The organism is Streptomyces lancefieldiae, from assembly GCF_031845825.1.
In the GTDB taxonomy this organism is placed as follows: Bacteria; Actinomycetota; Actinomycetes; order Streptomycetales; family Streptomycetaceae; genus Streptomyces; species Streptomyces lancefieldiae.
This window is the reverse complement of the sequence record NZ_JAVRFH010000437.1, coordinates 1-270: the sequence shown is the minus strand read 5'-3', so window position 1 is coordinate 270 and position 270 is coordinate 1. Positions and strand designations below refer to the sequence as shown.

At 55.9% G+C, this 270-nt stretch carries 1 rRNA gene; it reads right to left on the bottom strand.

Annotated features, from left to right (window positions below):
• Positions 1-270: ribosomal RNA gene (locus RM812_RS42860) — 23S ribosomal RNA — on the bottom strand; the annotation flags it as partial.

The window sequence follows — 270 nt, the reverse complement described above, 5'->3', positions numbered from 1 at the left end:
GTCTTGAGCGTGCTACTGAAACGCCCTGTTCGGACTCGCTTTCGCTACGGCTACCCCACCCGGGTTAACCTCGCAACACACCGCAAACTCGCAGGCTCATTCTTCAAAAGGCACGCAGTCACGAGACGAAGAGCAAGCTCTCCGTCCGACGCTCCCACGGCTTGTAGGCACACGGTTTCAGGTACTATTTCACTCCGCTCCCGCGGTACTTTTCACCATTCCCTCACGGTACTATCCGCTATCGGTCACCAGGGAATATTTAGGCTTAGC